The organism is Jatrophihabitans sp., from assembly GCF_035474675.1.
Classification (GTDB): domain Bacteria; phylum Actinomycetota; class Actinomycetes; order Mycobacteriales; family Jatrophihabitantaceae; genus Jatrophihabitans_A.
In genome coordinates this window covers 1-5,130 of the sequence record NZ_DATINC010000007.1, presented here as the reverse complement: position 1 = coordinate 5,130, position 5,130 = coordinate 1, and the positions used below count along the sequence as shown (strand labels likewise).

6 protein-coding genes are annotated in these 5,130 nt (G+C 72.7%); 5 read left to right on the top strand and 1 reads right to left on the bottom strand.

Annotation, left to right across the window (positions count from 1 at the left end; all coding sequences use genetic code 11):
- Positions 1–257 (bottom strand): inorganic diphosphatase (locus VLJ82_RS00420; protein WP_408661342.1); only part of this gene is annotated, 257 nt, incomplete at its 3' end.
- Between the two features lie 93 nt (positions 258–350).
- Between VLJ82_RS00420 and dacB the strand changes: the two genes are divergently transcribed.
- The 5 genes from dacB to VLJ82_RS00395 all read left to right on the top strand — a co-directional run.
- On the top strand, positions 351–1,760 hold the full coding sequence (dacB, locus tag VLJ82_RS00415) for a D-alanyl-D-alanine carboxypeptidase/D-alanyl-D-alanine endopeptidase (protein WP_408661341.1): 1,410 nt from the start codon (positions 351–353) through the stop codon (positions 1,758–1,760).
- Between the two features lie 21 nt (positions 1,761–1,781).
- Positions 1,782–2,828 (top strand): zinc-dependent metalloprotease, encoded by a 1,047-nt coding sequence (locus VLJ82_RS00410; RefSeq protein WP_408661340.1) that lies wholly within the window; start codon positions 1,782–1,784, stop codon positions 2,826–2,828.
- 2 nt (positions 2,829–2,830) lie between these two features.
- Positions 2,831–3,865: a tRNA lysidine(34) synthetase TilS gene (tilS, locus tag VLJ82_RS00405; RefSeq protein ID WP_408661339.1), complete on the top strand. Its 1,035-nt coding sequence runs from the start codon at positions 2,831–2,833 to the stop codon at positions 3,863–3,865.
- A 2-nt stretch (positions 3,866–3,867) separates the two neighbouring features.
- Positions 3,868–4,416, top strand: a complete 549-nt coding sequence (hpt, locus tag VLJ82_RS00400) for a hypoxanthine phosphoribosyltransferase (protein WP_408661338.1) — start codon at positions 3,868–3,870, stop codon at positions 4,414–4,416.
- 279 nt (positions 4,417–4,695) lie between these two features.
- The coding region (locus VLJ82_RS00395; RefSeq protein ID WP_408661337.1) for an ATP-dependent metallopeptidase FtsH/Yme1/Tma family protein at positions 4,696–5,130 on the top strand (435 nt) is incomplete at its 3' end.

The window sequence follows — 5,130 nt, the reverse complement described above, 5'->3', positions numbered from 1 at the left end:
TCCGTCATCCGGAACATGCCGATCGCCCGGCACAGCACCAGCACGCCGGGGAACAGCGGGTCGCCGTGCACCAGCACCAGCGCGTCCAGCGGGTCGCCGTCCTCGCCCAGGGTGTTCTCGATGTAGCCGTAGTCGGCCGGGTACTGGGTGGCGGTGAACAGCGTTCGGTCCAGCCGGATCCGGCCGCTGGCGTGGTCCACCTCGTACTTGTTGCGGCTGCCCTTGGGAATCTCGATGAGGACGTCGAACTCTTCCATGCCGGGCTCCTTTCGCGTGCGGACCGCTGTCGGGTACAGCTGCCGGGACGCGCCGCCGCACGCTGATGCGCGATGGCCTTATTGTGGCCTACCGTGGCGCGCCCCAACACGAAGCCGGTCACGCTGGCGCTGCTGGTCCTGGCGCTGCTGCTGGCCGGGGTCGGCTACTTCGGCGTCGGCGCCGGACGGCAGTTCGCGGCCGACCGGTCCTTCCGCCCGGTCCGGGTCCCGTCGCCCACCGCCGCCCCGCCCGGCGTCGCCGCGCTGCTGTCGGCCGCCTCCGCGCCCCCGACGCAGTCCCGGCCCGCGGCGAACCCGCCAGTGCCGACCGCCGCCGGGGTGGCCGCGGCACTGGCGGGCCCGCTCGGCGATCCCGAGCTCGGCTCCTCGGTGGCCGGCCAGGTCTTCGACGCCCGCACCGGAGCGCTGCTGTTCGACCGGCGCTCGCAGGACAGCGTCGCCCCGGCCTCGACCGCCAAGCTGCTCACCGCCGCCGCGGTGCTGAGCGTGTACGCACCCACCGACCGGTTCAGCACCCGGGTGGTGGCCGGTGCGGAGCCCGGCACCGTGGTGCTGGTCGGCGGCGGCGACCCGACGCTGTCGGCGGCCCCGGCCGGCCAGGCCCCCCGCTACGCCGGCGCGGCCCGGATCACCGACCTGGCGTCCCGGGTGCGGACCGCCCTGCACGGCGTCGAGGTCCAGCAGGTGGTGGTGGACGGCTCGGCGTTCACCGGCCCGGGGGCCGCGCCGGGCTGGGATCCGGTGGACACCCCGTCGGCCTACGCGAGCCTGATCACCGCTGCCATGGTCGACGCCGGCCGGGACCGCGCGGACGACGAGATCCGCTCCGCCGAGCCGGACCTGGCGGCCGGCAACGCGCTGGCCGACGCGCTCGGCGGCGCATCCGTGAGCCTGGGCAGCGCGCCGCCCGACGGGGCGGTGCTGGGCCAGGTGCACTCGGCCCCGGTGGACGTGCTGGTCGAGCAGATGATGCGGTCCTCGGACAACGTGATCGCCGAGGTGCTGGCCCGGCAGGTCGCGATCGCCACCCACCGGCCGGCCAGCTTCGCCGGCGCCGCCGAGGCGGTCCGGGCGGTGCTGGCCGACGCCGGCATCGACATCGGCACCGGCATGGTGGACGGCAGCGGCCTGTCGGTGCAGGACCGGATCCCGGCCGCGGCGCTGGCCGGCACGCTGCTGGCCAGCCTGGGCGCCGAGCACAGCCGGCTGCGGCCGCTGCTGAGCGGGCTGTCGATCGCCGGCTGGGACGGCACCCTGCTGGACGAGGACCGGTTCAGCGGCCCGGCGGCCATCGCGGCCGGCATGGTGCGGGCCAAGACCGGCACGCTGACCGGGGTGTCCGGGATGGCGGGCCTGCTCACCGACGCCGACGGCCGGTTGCTGGTGTTCAGCTTCGTGGCCGACCAAGCCCCGTCCGAGGGGCCGAGCCGGATCGCCGTGGACAACCTGGTGGCCGCATTGGTGCGGTGCGGCTGCCGCTGATCGCGCCGGTACCGTGAGGGGATGACGTCCCTGGTCGATTGGTCGGTAGCCGAACGCAGTGCCAAGGCGCTGGCTCCCCAGCCGCCAGCGGTCAGCCCGGTGCAGGCCCAGGCCGTCGTCGCCGAGCTGCGCCGGGCCACCGACCGGGCGGCCGCCCTGGTCGCCGAGCTGACCCGGCTGAACGAGCCCGCCGTCACCGCGACCACCGTGGTGACCGACCGGCCGGGCTGGATCGAGGCCAACGTCGCCAGCATGTCGACGGTGATGGACCCGCTGACCGACAAGCTCATCGCCAGCAAGCAGCCCGGCCGGCTGGCATCGGCAGTCGGCGGCCGGATGACCGGCGCCCAGGCCGGCGCGGTGCTGGCCTTCCTGTCCGGCAAGGTGCTCGGCCAGTACGAGTTCTTCTCCAAGCAGAACGGCCAGCTGCTGCTGGTGGCCCCGAACCTGGTCGCGGTGGAGCGGGCGCTGCGGCTGGACTCGAGCGACTTCCGGCTCTGGGTCTGCGTGCACGAGGTGACCCACCGGGTGCAGTTCACCGCGGTGCCCTGGATGCGCCAGCACATGCTGGACGAGATCCAGGCGCTCACCGACGCCCTCGACCTGGACCCCGAAGCGATCCGGGAACGGCTCAAGGGCGTGCTGTCGGAGCTGACCAAGGCGGCGCGCGGCCACGGCGACGGCAATGGCCTGCTGGCCGCGCTCGCCTCGCCCGAGTCCCGGGTGGTGATGGAGCGGGTCACCGGCTTCATGTCGCTGATCGAGGGCCACGCCGAGTACGTGATGAACGCGGTGCCGGCGAATGTGATCCCGTCCCAGCCCGACATCGAGCGCAAGTTCGCCGCTCGCCGGCGCCGCGGCGCCAACCCGCTGGACCGGTTGCTGCGCAGCCTGCTGGGCATGGACGCCAAGACCCGGCAGTACACCCAGGGCTCGCAGTTCGTCCGGTCGGTGGTCTCCCAGGTCGGGCTGGATGGCTTCAACGCGGTCTGGACCTCGCCCGAGACCCTGCCCAGCAAGGCCGAGATCACCGCTCCGTCGAGCTGGGTGAGCCGGGTGCACGGCTAGCGATGGGACCGCATCCGGCGGTCGCCGCCGTCCGGCTGGCGGTCCGCCGGGCGCTGGCCGGCCATCCGGTGGACAGGCCTGCCTTCGTGGCCTGCTCGGGCGGCGCGGACTCGGTGGCACTGGCGGCGGCGCTGGCCTTCGACAGCGCCCGGACCCACCGTCCGGCCGGCCTGGTCTGCGTGGACCACGGCCTGCAGGAAGGCTCGGCCGCGGTGGCCGAGCAGGTGGGCGTGCTCGGCTACGAGCTGGGCCTCGACCCGGTGCAGGTGCTGCGGGTCGAGGTGCCCCCGGCCGGGGACGGCGGCCCGGAGGCGGCGGCCCGGACGGCCCGGTACGCGGCCCTGCGACCGTTCGCCGACCGGGGCCTGGTGCTGCTCGGGCACACCGCCGACGACCAGGCCGAGACGGTGCTGCTGGGCCTGGGACGCGGTTCCGGGCCACGCTCGATCGCCGGCATGCGGGCCGAGCAGTCCGGTTACCTGCGGCCGTTGCTGGCGCTGCGCCGCTCGCAGACCGAGGCAGCCTGCGCGGCGCTGGGGCTGCCGGTCTGGCAGGACCCGCACAACTGCGATCCCCGGTTCCGGCGGGTCCGGCTGCGCCGGGAGGTGCTGCCGCTGCTGGAGGAGGTGCTGGCTGGCGGTGTCACCGAGGCGCTGGCCCGCACCGCCGAGCAGCTGCGGGCCGACCTGGACACCCTCGACCTGCTGGCCGACCGGGCGCTGGCGGCCGCGGTGGTAGCCGGCGGCGTGAGTGCCGCGGTGCTGGAGGAGCAGCCGGACGGCATCCTCGGCCGGGTGCTCAAGTCCTGGGCGGAGCGCGGCGGTGCCGGGCCGCTGACCGCTGCCCACGTGGGTCAGCTGTGCCGGCTGGTGCGGGACTGGCGGGGCCAGGGACCGATCGACCTGCCGGGCGGTTATCGCGCCGAACGGGCGTCTGGCACGCTAAGGCTCGTCCCGCCCACCCCCGCCCCGCCTGCCGGCCGCCCGGCGACCGGTTCCGCTGCCGGCAGCGCACCGCCAGAACCACCCGAGGAGTAAGAGTGTCCGTCCTGGACGACGACATCGAAGCCGTGGTGGTGTCCGCCGAGGACATCCAGACCAAGATCATCGAGCTGGCCGCCACCATCGACGCCGACTACGCCGACCGCGAGCCGCTGCTGGTCGGCGTGCTCAAGGGCGCGGTGATGTTCATGTCGGACCTGGCCCGCGCGCTCAGCCGGCCCTCGACGATGGAGTTCATGGCCTGCAGCTCCTACGGCTCGTCCACCACGTCGTCCGGGGTGGTGCGCATCCTCAAGGACCTCGACCGCGACGTCACCGGCCGCGACATCCTGATCGTCGAGGACATCATCGACTCGGGCCTGACGCTGTCCTGGCTGCTGAAGAACCTGCAGGCCCGCAATCCCGCCTCGGTCGAGGTGGTGGCGCTGCTGCGCAAGCCGGACGCCCTGAAGGTGCCGGTCCAGGTCAGGTACGTCGGGTTCAACATCCCGAACGAGTTCGTGGTGGGCTACGGGCTGGACTTCGCCGAGCGGTACCGGGACCTGCCCTACATCGGCCGCCTCAAGCCTTCCGTCTACGGCGGCTGAGCCGCTCCGTAGACCGTGTGATCGTCTACGGCGGCTGAGCCGCTCCGTAGACCATGAGTTCGTCTACGGCGGGTAGCGGGAGCGGACGCACAGCCGGCGCACAGCCGGATGCAGCGGACCGGCGAAGGTCTCACATATCCTGGTGGGGCGGAACTACCGCGCTGCGCGCAGCGTTCGATTAGACGCAGGCCCCGACGGCTGCGTGTACCGTCCGAAGCAGCATTTCCCGGCCCCTGATCAGGAGGACTCGCCCGGTCGAACCGACCGGACGGACGCACTATGGATCGTAAGCGCCTCGTTCGCTCGCCGATACTCTGGATCGCCGTCGCGGTCATCCTGCTGTTCGCGCTGCCGCAGATGCTGTCCGGGGGCAGCTCCTACAAGGGTGTCAAGACCTCCGAGGCGCTGTCGCAGATTACCTCCGGCAACGTCAAGACCGCGATCATCCACGACAAGGAGTCGCGGGTCGAGCTGGACCTCAAGACCCCGTACAACGGCAAGAGCAAGATCAGCGCCTCCTACCCGGCCGACTTCACCCAGACCCTGACCAACGACCTGCTCAAGTCCAACGGCGCGGTCACCGACACCAAGCAGAGCAAGGAGAACGCGCTCGTCAGCATCCTGCTGTCGCTGCTGCCGATCCTGCTGATCGCCTTCGTGCTGTTCTTCGTGATGTCCAACCTGCAGGGCGGCGGCTCGAAGGTGATGAGCTTC